The sequence below is a fragment of the Microbacterium sp. CCNWLW134 genome (assembly GCF_037083565.1).
Taxonomy (GTDB): Bacteria; Actinomycetota; Actinomycetes; order Actinomycetales; family Microbacteriaceae; genus Microbacterium.
This window is the reverse complement of the sequence record NZ_JBAOJU010000001.1, coordinates 1,818,605-1,836,411: the sequence shown is the minus strand read 5'-3', so window position 1 is coordinate 1,836,411 and position 17,807 is coordinate 1,818,605. Positions and strand designations below refer to the sequence as shown.

13 protein-coding genes and 1 tRNA gene are annotated in these 17,807 nt (G+C 70.8%); 12 read left to right on the top strand and 2 right to left on the bottom strand.

Features of this window, described 5'->3' with window-relative positions; translation table 11 throughout:
- Positions 1 to 38: 38 nt before the first annotated feature.
- Positions 39 to 3,668, top strand: coding sequence for a transcription-repair coupling factor (mfd, locus tag V6S02_RS08750; protein ID WP_336400531.1), 3,630 nt, complete (start codon positions 39 to 41; stop codon positions 3,666 to 3,668).
- On the opposite strand, the gene V6S02_RS08745 is transcribed toward mfd, so the two are convergent.
- Entirely contained in the window at positions 3,653 to 6,322 is a 2,670-nt protein-coding gene (locus V6S02_RS08745; protein WP_336400530.1) for a phosphoenolpyruvate carboxylase, read from the bottom strand. The two genes, mfd and V6S02_RS08745, sit on opposite strands and share 16 nt — an antisense overlap.
- Positions 6,323 to 6,453: 131 nt before the next feature.
- On the opposite strand from V6S02_RS08745, the gene nhaA reads away from it, so the two are divergent.
- The 3 genes from nhaA to hisS are packed head-to-tail and all read left to right on the top strand — an operon-like array spanning position 6,454 to position 9,664.
- On the top strand, positions 6,454 to 7,650 hold the full coding sequence (nhaA, locus tag V6S02_RS08740) for a Na+/H+ antiporter NhaA (RefSeq protein ID WP_124293623.1): 1,197 nt from the start codon (positions 6,454 to 6,456) through the stop codon (positions 7,648 to 7,650).
- A 16-nt stretch (positions 7,651 to 7,666) separates the two neighbouring features.
- Positions 7,667 to 8,332 carry a MazG family protein gene (locus V6S02_RS08735; protein WP_336400529.1) on the top strand — a complete coding sequence of 222 codons (666 nt, stop codon included), beginning with the start codon at positions 7,667 to 7,669 and terminating at the stop codon, positions 8,330 to 8,332.
- 51 nt (positions 8,333 to 8,383) lie between these two features.
- The gene (gene hisS, locus V6S02_RS08730; RefSeq protein WP_336400810.1) at positions 8,384 to 9,664 is read left to right on the top strand and encodes a histidine--tRNA ligase; all 1,281 of its coding nucleotides are present in this window, start codon (positions 8,384 to 8,386) and stop codon (positions 9,662 to 9,664) included.
- On the opposite strand, the gene V6S02_RS08725 is transcribed toward hisS, so the two are convergent.
- The gene (locus tag V6S02_RS08725) at positions 9,665 to 10,927 is read right to left on the bottom strand and encodes an APC family permease (protein WP_124293620.1); all 1,263 of its coding nucleotides are present in this window, start codon (positions 10,925 to 10,927) and stop codon (positions 9,665 to 9,667) included.
- A gap of 83 nt (positions 10,928 to 11,010) precedes the next feature.
- On the opposite strand from V6S02_RS08725, the gene V6S02_RS08720 reads away from it, so the two are divergent.
- The 8 genes from V6S02_RS08720 to V6S02_RS08685 all read left to right on the top strand — a co-directional run bounded on the left by V6S02_RS08720 (position 11,011) and on the right by V6S02_RS08685 (position 17,793).
- Entirely contained in the window at positions 11,011 to 11,829 is an 819-nt protein-coding gene (locus tag V6S02_RS08720; RefSeq protein WP_336400528.1) for an SGNH/GDSL hydrolase family protein, read from the top strand.
- Positions 11,830 to 11,861: 32 nt separating this feature from the next.
- Positions 11,862 to 12,530, top strand: coding sequence for an O-methyltransferase (locus V6S02_RS08715; protein ID WP_336400527.1), 669 nt, complete (start codon positions 11,862 to 11,864; stop codon positions 12,528 to 12,530).
- A gap of 88 nt (positions 12,531 to 12,618) precedes the next feature.
- Positions 12,619 to 13,899: a phosphopyruvate hydratase gene (gene eno, locus V6S02_RS08710; RefSeq protein WP_336400526.1), complete on the top strand. Its 1,281-nt coding sequence runs from the start codon at positions 12,619 to 12,621 to the stop codon at positions 13,897 to 13,899.
- Positions 13,900 to 13,930: 31 nt separating this feature from the next.
- On the top strand, positions 13,931 to 14,440 hold the full coding sequence (locus V6S02_RS08705; RefSeq protein WP_240638601.1) for a septum formation initiator family protein: 510 nt from the start codon (positions 13,931 to 13,933) through the stop codon (positions 14,438 to 14,440).
- A gap of 9 nt (positions 14,441 to 14,449) precedes the next feature.
- Positions 14,450 to 14,965 carry a DUF501 domain-containing protein gene (locus V6S02_RS08700; RefSeq protein WP_336400525.1) on the top strand — a complete coding sequence of 172 codons (516 nt, stop codon included), beginning with the start codon at positions 14,450 to 14,452 and terminating at the stop codon, positions 14,963 to 14,965.
- Entirely contained in the window at positions 14,962 to 16,245 is a 1,284-nt protein-coding gene (locus V6S02_RS08695) for a S8 family serine peptidase (RefSeq protein ID WP_336400809.1), read from the top strand. Before V6S02_RS08700 ends, V6S02_RS08695 begins: the two co-directional genes overlap by 4 nt.
- A 21-nt stretch (positions 16,246 to 16,266) precedes the next feature.
- Positions 16,267 to 17,691, top strand: coding sequence for an NAD(P)/FAD-dependent oxidoreductase (locus V6S02_RS08690; protein ID WP_336400524.1), 1,425 nt, complete (start codon positions 16,267 to 16,269; stop codon positions 17,689 to 17,691).
- A 29-nt stretch (positions 17,692 to 17,720) separates the two neighbouring features.
- Positions 17,721 to 17,793 (top strand) — tRNA-Leu (locus tag V6S02_RS08685).
- Positions 17,794 to 17,807: the final 14 nt, after the last annotated feature.

Below are 17,807 nucleotides of genomic sequence, written 5' to 3'. Positions count from 1 at the left end.
TAGGAGCCGATGTCGGCGGGCGACCGTAGACTTCTCCGGTGACAATTCCCGGGATCGTGCGCGCCCTCGAGCAGGCTGACTCCTTCCGGGAGGCGGTGGCCGCCGGCGTGACCGACGCCGAGTACTCGGTGGTCGAAGGAGTCGACGCGCCGCTGCTCGCCGCTCTCCTCGAGCGACGTCGCGCAGCGGGCAAGCCCGCTGTGCTGCTGGCGATCGCACCCACCGGTCGTCGGGCCGAGACCTTGGGGCCCGCCCTCCAGGCGCTTCTCCCCGATGCCGAGGTGCGTCACTTCCCCGCGTGGGAGACGCTGCCGCACGAGCGGCTGAGCCCGACGCCCGAGATCGTGGGGCGACGCCTCGATGTCATCGGCCGCCTCGCCCGGCTGCGTGCGGACGACACGCTCGTCGTCACGGCCTCCGTCCGCGGAGCGGTGCAGCCGCTGGCCGCAGGACTGGACCAGGCGACCCCGATCGAACTCGCGGTCGGCGAGCGCGGCCACGACCTCGGCCAGGTGGCGGCGATGCTGGTCGAGCGCGCCTATCACCGCGTCGACATGGTCTCGCGGCGCGGCGAATTCGCCCTGCGCGGCGGCATCCTCGATGTCTTCCCCCCGACAGCCGAGCACCCCTATCGCGTGGAGTTCTTCGGCGACGAGGTCGACCAGATCCGCGCGTTCTCCGTCGCTGATCAGCGCTCCCTGCCGGGCGAGGTCAGGGCGGTGAGCCTGCTGGCCAGTCGCGAGCTGCTCCTCACCGAGGCCGTCCGCGACCGCGCACGTCAGCTGAAGGACGAGTTCCCGGGTCTGCGCGGCATGCTCGAGAAGATGGCCGAAGGCATCCCCGTCGAGGGGATGGAATCACTGATGCCGGCCGTGGTCGATCAGCTGGTCACTCTCGTGGACTATTTCCCGCGCGGCACCGCGATCGGTCTGGTGGACCCCGAGCGCGCCGTGACACGCGCCACCACCCTCAGCGACACCAACCGCGAGTTCCTCGATGCCGCGTGGAATGCGGCGACCTCCGGAGCCGAGTCGCCCATCGACCTCGGTGCCGGAGACTTCGTCCCGCTCCCGCGGCTGCGCGAGGTCGCCGCCGAGCGCGGGGGCGTGTGGTGGAGTCTGAGCTCCTTCGATTCCGGAGCTGCCGACGCCTCGGCCGAGGGGCTGCTGGAGCCGGGTGAGACCTCCGTGACCCGCGTCGCCGCGGCATCCGTCCCCTCCTTCCAGGGCAACGTCGACGGTGCGGTCAGCCACGTCGCCGACAGGCTCCGCGCCGGGTGGCGGGTCGTCGTCATGGCCTCCGGCGGCGGGCTCGTCGAGCGCGCCAGGGATGTGCTGGCCGAGAGGGGTCTGGCCGCCCGGCGCGTGGAGACCATCGACGATGCACCCGAGCCGGGGGTCGCCCAGGTGGTCGCCTGTTCGCTCGAGCGCGGGTTCGAGATCGCCGAGGCGCAGCTCTCGGTGATCACCGAGTCGGAGTTCTACGGCCGCACCATCGGCGGGGATTCGCGGGTGGTCAAGAAGCTCGCGTCGCGCCGACGCAACGTCGTCGACCCGCTCCAGCTGAAGGCCGGCGACTACGTCGTCCACGCCACCCATGGCATCGGCCGCTTCGTCGAGCTCACCCAGCGAGAGGTGTCCAGCGGCGGCCGCAACGCCGTCAAGAGCGTTCGGGAGTACCTCGTGCTCGAGTACGCGCCCTCCAAGCGCGGCTACCCCGGTGACAAGCTCTTCGTCCCCACCGATCAGCTCGACCTGCTGTCGAAGTACGTCGGCGGGGAGGCGCCCACTCTGTCGAAGATGGGCGGCAGCGACTGGGCGCAGGCCAAAGGGCGGGCGCGCAAGGCCGTGCGCGACATCGCCGTGGAGCTGGTCAAGCTCTATTCCGCGCGGATGGCGGCGCGAGGTCATGCCTTCGGGCCCGACACGCCCTGGCAGCGCGAGCTCGAGGAAGCCTTCCCGTTCGCTGAGACGCCGGACCAGCTGCAGACGATCGACGAGATCAAGGCCGACATGGAAAAGCCCATCCCCATGGACAGGCTGTTGTCGGGCGACGTCGGCTTCGGCAAGACCGAAGTGGCGGTGCGGGCGGCCTTCAAAGCGATCCAGGACGGCAAGCAGGTCGCGATGCTGGTGCCGACCACGCTCCTGGTCAAGCAGCACCTCGAGACGTTCACCGAGCGCTTCGCCGGATTCCCGGTGAAGGTGCGCGCGCTGTCACGATTCCAGACCGACAAGCAGGCGAAGGAGATCGTGGCGGGCCTGGCCGACGGAACCATCGACATGGTCATCGGCACCCACCGCATCCTCACGGAGCGGGTGATCTTCAAAGACCTCGGGCTCATGATCATCGACGAGGAGCAGCGGTTCGGCGTCGAGCACAAGGACGCGCTGAAGAAGCTGAAGACCAACGTCGACATCCTCGCCATGAGCGCCACCCCGATCCCGCGCACGCTCGAGATGGCCGTGACCGGCATCCGCGAGATGTCGACCCTTGCGACGCCGCCGGAGGACCGGCATCCGATCCTGACCTATGTCGGAGCCCGCAACGACAAGCAGATCACCGCGGCCATCCGGCGGGAGCTCCTCCGGGAGGGCCAGGTGTTCTACGTGCACAACCGGGTGTCCTCGATCCAGCGGGTGGCCGCCCACATCGCCGAGCTCGTTCCCGAGGCCCGCGTGGCGGTCGCGCACGGGCAGATGGGGGAGCATCAGCTCGAGCAGGTCGTCGACGACTTCTGGGAGCGCAGGGCGGATGTCCTGGTGTGCACGACCATCATCGAGACCGGGCTCGACATCGCCAACGCCAACACGATCATCATCGACCGGGCCGACAAGTACGGGCTGTCGCAGCTGCATCAGCTGCGCGGGCGGGTGGGTCGGGCTCGCGAACGCGCCTACGCCTACTTCCTCTACGACGAGATCAAGCCGCTGTCCGAAACCGCCGCCGACCGCCTCGAGACCATCGCCGTCAACAACGACCTCGGCAGCGGCATGCAGGTGGCGTTGAAGGACCTCGAGCTGCGCGGTGCGGGGAACCTCCTCGGTGCGGAGCAGGCCGGTCACATCGCGGGGGTGGGCTTCGACCTCTACCTGCGCATGATCGGGGAGGCGGTGGCGACCTTCCGCGGTGAGGACACCGAGGGCCCCACCGAGCTGCGGCTCGAGCTGCCCGTGCAGGCGCGACTTCCCGAGGACTACATCGACAGCGAGCGGCTGCGGCTGGAGGCCTACCAGAAGCTCTCCGCAGCTGCCGCGCCGACCGCGGTCTCGCGCGAGGCCGATGGGCGGGATCCGATCGACGCGGTCATCGACGAATTGCGCGACCGCTACGGCGAGCCGCCCGCCGAGGTCGACGGCCTCGTCGCCGTCGCGCGCCTGCGGCGAAAGGCCGCGCGTGCGGGCCTCACCGATGTCGTGGCGATGGGACCGAACCTGCGCATCGCGCCGGCGAATCTGCCGGACTCGATGCGCGTGCGATTGCAGCGCCTGCACCCCAAGGCGAAGCTCCTCGCGGGCGGGGAAGCACTGGTGGTGCCCCTCCCGCGCGCCGGGGACGGCCCGCTGGGTGACGCCGAGCTGCTGGCTTGGGTCGACCAGCTGCTCACGCAGCTGTGGCCCGAGCCGGTCGCGGAATCCGCCGCCGCCGCGGATCAGCCGGTGTTCTGAAGGCCCGCGGCGACGCCGCTGACCGAGAGCAGGAGGAGGCGCTGCTGCTCGGGATCGGCGGGGGAGCCCGCCGCGGCATCCTGGCGGAGTGAGCGCAGCGCGCGCAGCTGGAGCAGCGACAGGGCATCGACGTACGGGCTGCGCATCTTCACCGCGCGCTGGAGCACCGGCTTGTTGCCTAGAAGCTCCGCGCCCCCGGTCACCGTGACGACCCAGGCGCGGGTGAGCTCCATCTCGCTCATCACCAGGTCGGCGAGATCGTCGCGGTCGCCGAGGTCGAGGTAGCGCCGGGCGATGCGCGCGTCGGCCTTGGCCAGGCTCATCGCGACGTTGTCGATGAGGGTTCGGAACAGCGGCCACTCCTGGTAGGCGCTTCTGAGAACCTCCTCGTCGCCGACGGCCTGCAGAGCCGTGCCGAGCCCGAACCAGCCCGCCAGGTTGATGCGCGCCTGCGTCCACGCGAACACCCAGGGGATGGCGCGGAGGTCGGCGAGCGACTCCACCGACAGGCCGCGCCGGGCGGGGCGGGAGCCGAGGGCGAGCAGCCCGATCTCCTCCATCGGGGTGACCTGGGCGAACCACGGGGCGAACCCCGGGGCCTTCACCAGCTCGAAGAAGCGGGCGCGAGAGGCCTCGTCCATGCGCGCGGCGACATCGGCGAACCGTTCTGCGGCGGCGTGGTTGCGCGTCTCGATGGAGGGGGAGGAGGCCAGCAACATCGCCGCGACCACCTGATCGATGTGGCGCATCGCGATGGCGGGGTCGCCGTAGCGCGCGAAGATCACCTCGCCCTGCTCGGTGAGCTTGAAGCGTCCGTCGACCGAGCCCGGAGGCTGCGCGAGGATGGCGGAGTTCGCCGGCCCGCCGCCGCGCCCGAGGGCGCCGCCGCGACCGTGGAAGAGCGTCAGCTCGATGCCGTTCTCCTGCGCCCACGCCGCGATCTGCGCCTGCGCCTGGTACAGGGCGAGGGTCGCAGCGACGGGTCCGACGTCCTTGGATGAGTCGGAGTATCCGAGCATGACCTCCATGCGCCTGCCCGTCGCCTCCAAGCGGGCCCGGAACTCGGGATGCTCGACGATCTCAGCGAGGATCCGGGGGGCGGCCTGGAGGTCGGCGAAGGTCTCGAAGAGCGGAATGACGTCGAGGACGGGGACGCGACCGTCGGGTCCAGCCGCATGACGGGCGAGTCGATGGACGGCGGCGAGGTCGTCGGCGGACTGGGTGAACGACACGATGTAGCGCCCCGCGGCGCGGGGGCCGTAGCGATCCTGCAGGAAGAGCACCGCTCGGAAGACGTCGAGCACCTCCTCGGCCCGTTCCGATCGCGCCCCGCCTGCGTCGAGCTCGGCCAGGACGGCGGCGTGCACCGCGGAGTGCTGGCGCACCTCCAGTTCGCTGAGGTGGAAGCCGTAGGTCTGCACCTGCCAGATCAGCTGCTGCAGATGCCCGTAGGCCTGCCGCGGCGCCTGCGCGGCGACGAGGGAGTCCTGCACCACGCGGAGGTGGCGGTGCAGCTCTTCGGGATCGCTGTAGGCGAGGTCGGCGTTCCGGAGCCGCGTGGCCTCGATCTTGACGGCGATCATCAGCAGGATCTGGCGATGCGGTTCCTGGGGCGACCGTGCTGCGATCTCGGCCGCGGCTTCCTCGTCCTCGGTGCGCAGCCGCTGCCACAGCGCGACGGCCTCGGGGCTCGGGGGAGTGGTCGCGGCATCGAGGGTGAGGGTGCGGCCGATGCGGTCCGCCGACCGCTCGAGCCCGCGCAGCACGTGCTCGCTGGCGATGGCGGCCGCTTTGCGGGTCACCGACGCGGTGACGAAGGGATTCCCGTCCCGGTCGCCGCCGACCCAGGATCCGATGCGGACGAAGGGTCGCACCAGCGGCGCGGCGCTGCCGGCGCGATCGGCCTGGAGCGCGTCGTCGACGCGGCGGTAGACGTGGGGGATGGCGGTGTAGAGGGTCTCGTCGAAGACGGCCATGACCGCGCGGACCTCATCGGTGGGCGTGGGCTTCTCGTGCCGGAGCGGTGCGGTCCGCCACAGGGTGTCGATCTCCTCCAGCATGCGCCGACGGGCGCGTCGCTGTGCGCTCCCGCCCTCCGGCGCGCTCTCATGCTCGGTGAGGAGGGCGGCGAGCCGGCGGATGCTGGTCGACACCGCACGTCGGCGCGCTTCGGTGGGGTGCGCGGTGAACACGGGGTGGAAGCGCAGCGACTGCAGACGGCTCGTCGCGGCATCCTCGCCCACCTCGTCGGCCAATCGCCGGAACGCCGCCGGGATCGAGTCGCTGTCGGCGTCGGGGGTGCGGTCGCGGTCGCGCAGGACCCGCACGCGCTGGTGCTCCTCGACGAGGTTGGCCAGATGGAAGTAGCAGGTGAAGGCTCGCGCGACTTCGTCCGCCCGGGTCACCGAGAACGAATCGGCGATCCGGGCGGCGCGGGCGAAGGCTTCGTCGGTCTCGTCGGTGTACGCCTGGATGGTGGCGATCCGCAGGCGCTCGACGTCGTCGAACAGGCCGGGCGACCCGCTTTCCCGCAGGACCTGGCCGAGGAGGGCGCCCAGCAGACGGACATTGGCCCTCATGGTCTCGGGGATGCCCTGCCCCGCCTCATAGCGACCGACGAGGTCGATGGCCTCAGTCTGGGTGAGTTCGCGCATGCCCCCACGGTATCGCCGCTGTGTGACGGGGATGTCACAGCAGACCCCGGTAGAATCGACAGCGGTGTGCCGGGAAGCCTGGTCGGCGTACGCGTCAGCGTACCCGCCAGACACCGACGAAAGGACCGCCTGTGTCCCTGCTGCGCTCTGCCCGATTTCCCGCCATCGTGCTCCTCGCCGCCGCTGCGGCGGCGCTCATCGTGGCCAACTCCCCGCTCGGCCCCGCGGCCCAGGCGCTGAAGGAGACCTACCTCGGCATCCCCGGCGTGTTCGAGATGTCGGTGGGCCACTGGATCCAGGACGGCCTGCTGGCGGTCTTCTTCTTCGTCGTCGCGGTCGAGCTGCAATACGAACTCACCAGCGGTGAGTTGAACTCGGCTAAGAAGGCCCTTCAGCCCGCGATCGCCGCCGCGGGCGGCGTCATCGTCCCGATCGCCATCTTCGTCCTCATCGCCGGTCGCTCCGATGCCGCGCAGGGATGGCCGATCCCCACCGCGACCGACATCGCCTTCGCCCTGGGTGTGCTCGCCGTCTTCGGCAAGGGCCTGCCCTCCGGCATCCGGATCTTCCTTCTCGCCCTGGCGATCCTCGACGACATCGTGGGCATCATCTTCATCGCGGTGCTCTTCACCACCGACGTCAACGTCGGCCTTCTCGCCGTGGCCGCCCTGCTGGTGATCGCCTTCGGCTTCCTCAGCCGACGCCTCGACACCCGCGGCCGCATCCCGATCACCATCACCCTCATCGCGATCGGTCTGGCCACCTGGGTGCTGGTCTACCTCTCGGGTGTCCATGCCACGATCGCCGGCGTGGCGCTCGGGATCGCGATGGCCCAGCAGCCGGCGCTTCGCACGCGCCACGCCCTCGAGCCGTGGGTGAACGGACTCGTCCTGCCGCTGTTCGCCTTCTCGGCCGCGCTCGTCGTCATCCCCGCCGTCTCGCCCACCGAGCTCTCTCCCGCCTTCTGGGGCATCCTCGTCGCCCTCCCCGTGGGCAAGATCATCGGCATCTCGGTCTTCAGCTGGATCTCGATGAGACTGCTGAACCGCGGCGCCACGCCGCCGCTGTCGTTCCTCGACCTCATGGCCGCCGGGGCGCTGGGCGGTATCGGGTTCACCGTGTCGCTGCTGCTGTCCGAGCTCGCCTTCGCAGGCAGCCCGCTCGTGCGCGACGAGGCGACACTCGGTGTGCTCGCCGGATCGGCCGTCTCGATCATCCTCGCGGCGATCCTGGTCGCCCAGCGCGCCCGCCACTATCGTCGGGTGTCTCCCGAGACCGCCGACGAGGAACTCCCCGAGCCGGCTCAGACCACGGGGGACATCGCCTGACGCGTGAGAGGTGAGCATGAGCGAGGATGACGGACTGCGCCGCGCGGCGGAGGTGATGCACGCGGTGCGTGAGCGATGCGCCTGGTCGCGTCTGATCACCCACGACGACCTCGTGCCCTATCTCGTCGAGGAGTCGGCCGAGCTCATCGACGCGGTCGAAGCGGGGTCGCGTCCGGAGCTGCGCGAGGAGCTCGGCGACCTCCTCTGGCAGGTGCTCTTCCACGCCGAGATCGCCTCGGAGGATCCGAACGACCCGTTCGACATCGACGACGTCGCCGCGGCGCTCGCCGAGAAGATGGAACGCCGCCACCCGCACGTCTTCGCAGACGCCGTCGCTGAGACACCGGAGGAGGTGCTGGTGCATTGGAACGCCGCGAAGGCAGCGGAGAAGAGCACGCGGACGAGCGTGCTCGACGGCGTGTCGGAGCGGATGCCGGCGCTCGCCCTCGCACAGAAGATGCTGGGTAAGGCGGCGCGAGTCCCCGGTCTGACCGCTCCTGCGGTGGAGCGGGGGACCGCCCCGGTCCCGTCGACCGAGGCGGAGCTGGGCGACGCCCTCCTCGCGCTGGCAGCCCGTGCGCGGGAGCAGGGGTGGGACGCCGATCGGGCGCTCCGCGGCGCTCTGAGGAACCTGGGCGATCGGATCCGCTCCGCCGAGGGCACCCCGCGCGACGCGTCGTAGGGGACGACCTGGAAGGATGGTCCGGTGCCCACCGTCACCCCGCCGCGCGGCATGCGCGATTTCCTCCCCGCTGACAAGGCCCGCCGCGAGCGTGTGCTCCGCACCATCCGCGATCGCTACCGGGTGCACGGGTTCGATGAGATCGAAACCCCGGTGATGGAGGATTACGACCGCCTCCACGCCGGAATCGGCGGTGACAACGAGAAGCTCGCCTACAACGTGCTCAAGCGCGGGCTCGACGCCGACGCCATCCGCGCGGCCGCCGACGACCCCGCATCCCTCACCGATCTGGGGCTGCGCTACGACCTCACGGTGCCACTGGCGCGCTTCTACGCCAGTCACCGTGCCGAACTGCCGAGCGTCTTCCGGGCCGTGCAGATCGCTCCGGTGTGGCGTGCGGAGCGTCCGCAGAAGGGCCGCTACCGGCAGTTCCTGCAGTGCGACATCGACATCATCGGCGACGCCACCTCCCGTGCCGAGTCGGAGCTGGTGACGGCGACCCTCGACACCCTCGATGCGCTGGGACTGGCGGGCGGCGAGGTCCGCATCAACGACCGTCGGCTGCTGGATGCGATGCTCGAGGCTTTCGGGTTCTCCGCCGACGCGCGCGCCGGGGTGCTGATCACCCTCGACAAGCTCGACAAGATCGGCCCCGAGGGCGTGACGGTCGAGCTGCGCGAGCGTGGGGCCGACGAGGCCGCGGTGACCGCGGTGGCGGCTCACCTCGCCCGTCTGGCCGCGTCCGACGCCGGTTCCGACCATGCCCTCACCGCGTCGGGGATCCGCGCCGCGCTGCCCGACGGGATGCCCGACGACGTCGTGGCCCACCTCGTGGGCATCGGCGAGGCCGTGGCGGCCGCGCGCGGGGTGGGTGCGGCCAGTGGTGAGGTTCCGCTGCGGTTCGATCCGTTCCTGGTTCGGGGGATGGGGTACTACACGGGCACGATCTTCGAGCTCGCCCACCCCGCCGTGTCGTACTCGTTGGGCGGCGGGGGCCGCTATGACGGGATGATCGGGCGATTCCTCGGCCAGGAGGTACCCGCGGTCGGCTTCTCGCTCGGATTCGAGCGGCTCGTCGACCTCGTTCCTGCCGCTGACGAGACCATGGCCGACGCGGTCGTGCTGGTTCACGATCGCGACGCGTCTGTCGGAGATCTGCTGGCCGTGAAGTCTGCTCTCGTCGATCGCGGCGCGCGCGTGCGTCTCGAGCAGCGGACGAAGAACCTCAAGGCCCTGCTCGAGCGTGCCCGCGCCGATGGATTCACCGCTTTCGCGACGGTGGCCGCCGGCGACCGTGATGCCGGGAAGCTCGAGATCAAGCCTCTGGGATGATCACCCGGCGCGACGGGCGCGCAGGCGCACGATCCGATAGACCACACCGATCGCCAGGACCGCCGCGCCGCTGACGACGCTCTGCCAGGGGAGGCTCAGGGCGAGGATGAGGCACCCCGCGACCCCGATCAGCTGCAGCCAGCGCGGGTAGCGGCGCGCGGTCCCGGTCTGGCGGTGGGCGGCCAGGTTCGCCACGAGGTAATAGGTCAGCACGCCGAACGAGGAGAAGCCGATCGCGCCGCGCAGGTCGACGGTCGACACCAGCAGCACCACGGCGAGCACGATCAGCAGCTCGGCGCGGTGCGGCACATGCCACCGGGGATGCACTCCCGAGAGGAAGACCGGCAGGTCCCGCTCCCGCGCCATGGCGAGGGTCGTCCGCCCCACCCCGGCGATGAGGGCGAGAAGAGCCCCGAGCGCGGCGGCCGCAGCGCCGATCCGCACGACCGGATCCACCCATGCCCACCCCGCGGTCGCTGCCGCCGCTGCCACGGGATCGGATGCCGCGGCGGTCGCCTCGGGGCCGAGCGCGGCCAGGACCGTGACGGCCACGACGGCGTAGATGACCACGACGATCAGGAAGGCGAGAGAGATCGCGCGCGGGATGACCCGTGCGGGGTCGCGCACCTCTTCGCCCATGGTGGCGATGCGGGCGTACCCGGCGAAGGCGAAGAACAGCAGACCCGCGGACTGGAGTATCCCGTACGCGCCGCCGACGAAGAGCCCCTGCACCGTCAGCGGGGGCGAGACCGGAGCCGCGGCGGCTCCCGCGGTTGCGGCGATCACCGCCACCGCGAGGCAGAGCAGGACGACGGTGACGATGATGCGGGTCAGCTGCGCCGTCCGGGTGATGCCGAACCAGTTCACGGCGCCGAGGGCGACCACCGCGGCGACGGCGAGGGGCCGCTCCCAGCCGTCGGGGGCGACGTAGGCGGCGAAGGTGAGGGCCATCGCCGCGCAGCTGGCCGTCTTGCCGATGACGAAGCCCCACCCGGCGAGGAACCCCCACCAGTCGTTCAGCTCCGCGCGTCCGTAGACGTACGTGCCGCCAGAGGTCGGGTACACCGCGGCGAGCTGAGCGGAAGAGGTCGCATTGGCGTACGCCACGACGCCGGCCAGCACGAGCCCGATGAGAAGGCCTGCGCCGGCGGCCTGGGCCGCGGGCGAGAAGGCGGAGAAGACACCCGCGCCGAGCATCGCGCCGAGCCCGATGAACACCGCGTCGCCGAGCCCCAGCCGTCGGGCGAGGGAAGGGGAGGACACGCCCCGAACCCTACTAAGACAGGGGGGCGGTGTGGACACCCCTTCGACGCTCTTCGTTCACCAAAGGCCCGTGCAATGACCTCATGACGCCCCCTCGAAGACCTGCACGCCGGGCCGACGCCGTCACGCCGCTCACTGTCGGCGGGGTCGCCGTCGTCCTCGCGGTCACGGTGAGCCTGGCGGTGCCCCGGGCCATCCGGCGGCAGGCCGCCATCGCGAGGCGTCGGATCGGCAAACCCTTCGGTGAAGACGCGCGGAACGCCGACCGGGTGTGGCGGCGTCGCATGCACGGCGACCCGATCGATCTCGTGGTCCTCGGTGACTCCATCGCCGCGGGGCTCGGTGCTGAGCGGCCGAAGGACACCCTGGGCGCGCGGGTTGCCAAAGGCCTGGGTGCGGCGGTGATGCGCCCGGTACGACTCCGATCCGTCGCGGTGGTCGGTTCGGAGTCATCCGCTCTTCCCGCCCAGATCGCACGCCTGCCGTCGGATCTGAGCCCGGACCTGGCGATCATCATCGTCGGCGGCAACGACGTCACCCACCGCGTCCCCACCGAGGTCTCCCTCGGTCATCTCGTCGACGCGGTGCGCGCCCTGCGGGCGCGTGGCGCGCGGGTGGTGGTGGGCACCTGCCCCGACCTCGGGGCGCTGCGCCCTGTGCCACAGCCGCTGCGCACGCTCGTCTCGCGCCTGTCGCGTCGGCTCGCCACCGAGCAGGCCCGCGCCGCACGTCAGGAGGGTGCGCGACCGGTCTCGCTGCACGCGGCGGTCGGACGCCTGTTCGCCCGGGAACCCGAGACGATGTTCAGCGCAGACAGGTTTCACCCGAGCGCGCTGGGCTACCGGCGCACCGCTGAGGCCCTCGTGCCCGCGCTCGTGACGGAATGGCGCGCTCGTCCTTGACGCGCGGGCCCCGGCGCTTGTTGGCTGGGGACATGACCCTGCCCACTCCCGACGCGTGGAGCCGCGTCGACCGCTATCTCAGCGACGCCCTCGTCGGCGAAGACGCCGCCCTGCGCGAGGCGGTCGCCGACCAGCGCGCCGCGGGACTCCCCGCGATCGAGGTGGCGCCGCTCACCGGGAAGTTCCTCCATCTCATGGTCCGCGCGACCGGGGCCCGGCGGGTTCTGGAGATCGGGACGCTCGGCGGCTACTCGGCGATCTGGATGGCCCGCGCCCTGCCGGAGGGCGGCTCGGTCGTGACCGTGGAGACCGAGCCCCGCAATGCAGCGGTGGCGCGCGGAAACCTCGCCCGGGCCGGCGTCTCGGACCGGGTGCGCATCGTGGAGGGACGGGGTTGCGACGTCCTGCCGACACTGGTCGACGACGAGCCGTTCGACCTGGTGTTCATCGACGCCGACAAGGAGTCCAACACCGTCTACCTCGACTGGGCGGCTCGACTCGGGCGCCCCGGCACCGTCGTGATCGTCGACAACGTCGTGCGCTCGGGGGAGGTGGCGAACCCCGCCAGCGAGAGCCCGCAGGTGCACGGTGTGCGCCGGGGGCTGGAGATGCTGGGCCATGACCCGCGCTTCGACGCCACCGCCCTGCAGACCCTCGACGCCAAGGGATGGGACGGCTTGGCGCTGGCCGTCGTGGTGTGAACCCGGGTCACTAGACTCGGGGGCGGACCGACGACGCTCCACCGTTCCATCGGGCGCAGGACGCCCTCCACGAGCAAGGAGACACCCCGTGGCATCAATCGAGGCTGTAGGCGCACGCGAGATCCTGGATTCGCGCGGCAACCCGACCGTCGAGGTGGAGGTGCTGCTCGACGACGGCATCGTGCAGCGCGCGGCCGTGCCCTCCGGCGCGTCCACCGGGGCGTTCGAGGCGTACGAACTGCGCGACGGCGACAAGAGCCGCTACGGGGGCAAGGGCGTGCTGAAGGCCGTCGCCGCCGTCATCGACGAGCTCGGCCCGGCGATCGAGGGCGTCGAAGCCAGCGAGCAGCGCATCATCGACGAGATCCTCATCGAGACCGATGGCACCGAGAACAAATCCCGCACGGGAGCCAACGCCATCCTCGGCGTCAGCCTCGCGGTGGCCAAGGCCGCAGCCGACAGCGCCGACCTGCCGCTGTTCCGCTATCTGGGTGGACCCAACGCCCACCTCCTGCCCGTGCCGCTGTTCAACGTCATCAACGGTGGCGAGCACGCCGACAACGGCATCGACTTCCAGGAGTTCTTCCTCGCGCCCATCGGCGCAGACACGTACGCCGAGTCGCTGCGCTGGGGTACGGAGGTCTACCACGTGCTGAAGGGCGAGCTCAAGAGCGCCGGGTTCGCCACGGGCCTCGGCGACGAGGGAGGCTTCGCGCCCGATCTGCCGAGCAACCGCGAGGGCCTGGACTTCCTCATCCGCGCCATCGAGAAGGCCGGCTTCACTCCCGGCGCCGACATCGCCGTGGGCCTGGACGTGGCGGCGACCGAGTTCTTCTCGGACGGCGTCTACACCGTCGAGGGCAAGGCGTGGAGTGTCGACGAGCTCATCTCGTACTTCACCGACCTCGTGGCCAACTACCCGATCGTCACCATCGAGGACGCGCTGGCCGAGGACGACTGGGACGGCTGGAAGAGCCTGACCGACGCGATCGGTTCGAAGGTGCAGCTGGTCGGCGACGACCTGTTCGTCACCAACCCCACCCGCCTCGCCGACGGCATCTCGCGCGGCGTCGCGAACGCGCTCCTGGTGAAGGTCAACCAGATCGGCACCCTGTCCGAGACGCTCGACGCCATCGCCCTCGCCACCCGGTCGGGCTACGCGTCGATGCTCTCGCACCGCTCGGGCGAGACCGAGGACACCACCATCGCCGACCTGGCGGTGGCCGTCAACGCGGGTCAGATCAAGACCGGCGCGCCCGCTCGCAGCGAGCGCGTCGCGAAATACAATCAGCTTCTGCGCATCGAGGAGGAGCTGGGCGACGCCGCGGAATTCGCCGGCCGCTCCGCCTTCCCCCGCTACCGGGGCTGACGCGCGACCGATCGTCGACGAAGGGGGAGCCGTGAGCGCACGATCGGCTCCCCCTTCGGCGTCCCCGGCGACCAGACGCCGGCGAACGGGGCGTCGCCGCGCGGACGGCCGCGTCGACGTGCGCGGCTGGCTCGGCGGCATCCGGCTCTCGGGGTTCATGGTGATCATGCTGGGCCTGGTGGTGCTCGCCGCCTTCGTGCTCGTGCCGACGATGGGGACCTACCTCGATCAGCGGCAGCAGATCGCCGCTCTGGAGCGGTCGGTGCAGCTCACGCGAGAGCAGATCGACGAGCTCGAGTCCGAGCGCGAGCGCTGGAGCGATCCGGCCTACATCACGACCGAGGCCCGCGAGCGCCTGTACTACGTGCGCCCCGGTGAGGTGGTCTACCTGGTCGACAACGATCTGCCGCCCGAGGACGTCCCGCAGGAGCAGGGCGCGGTGAGCGACGAGGTCGAGCGCACCCGCACCGACTGGATGTCGCAGCTTCTGCGCTCGGTCACCGAGGCCGGCCTCGCCACCACCGTCACCGACCCCGGGTAGCCTGTCGGGGTGACGAGGCCCCCGTATCCGCCCGTGAGCGACATCGACCTGGCTGTGCTCCAGCGTCAGCTGGGACGCCCGGCGCGCGGTGTGCTGGGGATCGCCGCGCGGTGTGTCTGCGGCAACCCCACGGTCGTCGCCACCGCCCCGAGGCTCCCCGACGGGACGCCCTTCCCCACGTTCTACTACCTCACACATCCCGCCGCGACCGCCGCCATGTCCGCACTGGAGGCCGGGCAGGTCATGCCCGAGCTGCTCGCTCAGCTGCAGGCCGATCCCGAAGGGCTCGACGCCTACCGGCGTGCACACGAGCAGTACCTCGCCGATCGCGCACAGTTCGGTGAGGTCGACGAGATCGCCGGGATCTCGGCCGGTGGCATGCCCACGCGGGTGAAGTGCCTGCACGCGCTGGCGGCGCACGCCCTGGCAGCCGGACCCGGGGTGAATCCGGTGGGTGATGCCGCACTCGCTCTGGCGACCTGGTCACCGAAGGTGTGCGCGTGTCCGCGGGAGGAGAGCGGATGATCCGCCGCGGCCGCGCAGGGATGATCGGCGTGCTCGTCGGGGTGCTGGTCGCAGGGCTGGTGACCCCCGCCGCCGCGGCCACGCCGACGCCCGACGCCGCCGCTGATCCCGTGCGGGCCGCGGAGTACTGGCTCGATGACTACGGCATCCGTGACGCATGGCGCACGACCCGTGGTGAGGGGTCCCGCATCGCCATCATCGACACCGGGATCGGTCGTGGACCGGTCGAATTCGCCGGGGCGGTCGTCGGCGGCACGGATGTGTCCGACATCGGCGCGCCCGATGGCCGGCTGCCGGTCGGCGCGGTCGACGGCAATCACGGCAGCTGGGTGGCCTCCCTCGCCGCGGCGCGGGGGACGGGCCCGGACACGGGCATGATCGGCGTCGCGCCGGCGGCCGAACTGCTGTCGGTGTCGATCGGGGTGGGGAACTCCTCGCCGGTGCCGTTCGTCGATCAGATCGCCGAAGCCGTCCGATGGTCGGTCGACAACGGTGCCGACATCATCAATCTCTCCCTCACCACGAACACCCCCGACTGGGACCGCAGCTGGGACGAGGCGTTCCTCTACGCCTTCGACAACGACGTGGTGGTGATCGTGGCCGCCGGGAATCGTGGCACCGGCACCACACGCGTCGGTGCCCCGGCGACGATTCCGGGGGTTCTCGCCGTCGGCGGTGTCGACCCTGAGGGACGCGCCAGCGTCGAGGCCTCCACGCAGGGGATCACCATCGGCGTGGCCGCCCCCAGCGAGAACCTCCTCGGCATCTCCGCCGACGGCCGGGTGGTGTCGTGGAACGGCACAAGTGGGGCGGCGCCCATCGTGGCGGGCGTCGCGGCGCTGGTGCGCTCGGCGTACCCCGACCTCGACGCGGCCAACGTGATCAACCGCATCATCTCCACCGCGCGACCGGTTCCGGGGGTCTCCGTCCCCGATCCGCTGTACGGATACGGCCTCATCGACGCCGCCGCGGCACTGAGCGCGACCGTGCCCGACGTGGCGCAGAATCCGCTCGGCGACCTCCGGGAGTGGGTGCGGCTCTATCGTCGCGCCGAGAGCGCTCCGGAGCCGCAGCCCACGCCCAGCACCGTGGAGGTGCCGCCGCTGCCTCCGGCAGACGCCGCGGGCCCGCCGGGATCGCCGTTCCTGCCGACGGCGCAGACCTTGCTGTACGGCACCCTGCCGCTCGGGGCCCTGACCGTCGGGGCTATACTGGTGGCGCTCGGCGTCACCGCTGCTGTCCGACGCGTCCGATTGGCGTCCCGCACGCCGAGCCGTTGATCTAGGGGAGTACTCCACATCGTGACCCACACCGCGCACAGGATCCTCATTGTCGGTGGCGGATACGCAGGCTTCTACACGGCGTGGAAGCTGGAAAAGCGTCTGCGCCGCGGCGAGGCCGAGGTGACGATCGTCGACCCGCTCGCCTACATGACCTATCAGCCGTTCCTGCCCGAGGTCGCCGCGGGTTCGATCGAGGCTCGGCATTCGGTGGTCTCGCTGCGACGGCACCTCAAGCGCACCCGGATCGTCGCGGCGAAGGTGACCGGAATCGATCACGCCCACAAGACGGCCACGATCACGCCGATCGCCGGGGAGCCGTACCAGCAGGAGTACGACCAGATCGTCGTCACCGCGGGCGCGGTCTCGCGTACCTTCCCCATCCCCGGCATCGCCGACAACGCGATCGGGCTGAAGACGATCGAGGAGGCCGTCGCGATCCGCGACCGCCTGCTCACGAACTTCGACAAGGCTGCGGCGCTCCCGCCCGGTCCCGAGCGCGAGCGGCTGCTGACCGTCGTCGTTGTCGGTGGCGGCTTCGCCGGAATCGAAGTCTTCGCCGAGCTGCGGTCCTTCGCCTCGTCGCTCGTGGCGAAGTACCCCGAGCTCACCTTCGACGAGACGCACTTCCACCTCATCGAGGCGATGGGGCGCATCATGCCCGAGGTCTCGTTGAAGACCAGCGAGTGGGTGCTGAAGGACCTGGCCAAGCGCGGAGCGTTCGTCCACCTCGACACCCAGGTCACGAGCGCCGTCGGCGGCGATGTCGAACTGTCCACCGGAGAGGTCATCCCTGCCGATCTCATCGTCTGGACGGCCGGTGTCATGGCCAACCCCACGGTCGTACGCGGTGGCGATCTCCCGGTCGAGGAGCGTGGACGCATCCGCACCCGCGCCGACCTCCGCGTGGGAACGAACGACGAGATCGTCGAGGGCGCGTGGGCCGCGGGCGACGTCGCCGCTGTGCCGGATCTCTCCGGTGGTGGAGTCGGCGGCTACTGCGTGCCGAACGCGCAGCATGCCGTGCGCCAGGGGAAGCTCCTGTCGAAGAACATCACCGCGGTGCTGCGCGGCGAGGACCCTGTCGACTATCTCCACAAGAACCTCGGGGCCGTCGCCGGTCTCGGTCTGTACAACGGCGCCTTCCAGTCGGGGAACATCGCGATCAAGGGCTTCCTCGCATGGCTCGCGCACCGCGGATACCACGGCTTGGCCATGCCGACCTGGGAGCGCAAGCTCCGCGTGATCGCCGGGTGGCTGGGCAACGTCGTCCTCGGGCGCGACATGGCCAACCTCGAAGCGGTTCAGACCCCGCGTGCGGCGTTCGAGGAGTTCGCGGCGCGTCCGCGGCCCGCTCAGCCCGCGGTCACGCCGCCGCAGACGCCCCGCGACGCCGGTGCAGACGCCGACGTCTCCGAGAAGTCGAAGGTCGCCGCAGGACGCTGACGCTAAGGTGACGGGTGTCGCAGGACGGCGCCCCCGTAGCCCAATGGCAGAGGCAGGCGACTTAAAATCGCTTCAGTGTGGGTTCGAGTCCCACCGGGGGTACGCATCTGCGCGAG